At 65.7% G+C, this 329-nt stretch carries 1 protein-coding gene; it reads left to right on the top strand.

All coding sequences use genetic code 11. The features are described 5' to 3' along the window. The coding region (locus FKN01_RS32360) for an AMP-binding protein (RefSeq protein WP_143626202.1) at positions 1-329 on the top strand (329 nt) is incomplete at both ends.

Here is a 329-nt window from a genome sequence, read left to right on the forward strand (position 1 = left end):
TGGAGGAGGATCTGCTCGGTCCCCGGGCCGGGGAGGCGATGTGGACCAGCAGTGGTGAGGCTCTTTCGCCCGCCACGGCACGCCGTTTCCTGCAGGCGTTTCCCGACGCGCGGCTCCTGAATTCGTACGGCTTCTCCGAGGCCAGCGCCGACAGCGTCTGGACGCGGATCGATCTTGAGGACACCCGCTCCGGGGCTGTTCCGATCGGACGTCCCGTCGGTAACACGCGGGTGTATGTGCTGGATTCGTTGCTGCGTGTGGTTCCGCCGGGTGTTGTGGGTGAGCTTTATGTGGCGGGTGTGGGTTTGGCGCGTGGGTATCTGGGTCGT

Origin of the sequence: Streptomyces sp. 130 (genome assembly GCF_007096885.1) — a bacterium.
In the GTDB taxonomy this organism is placed as follows: Bacteria; Actinomycetota; Actinomycetes; order Streptomycetales; family Streptomycetaceae; genus Streptomyces.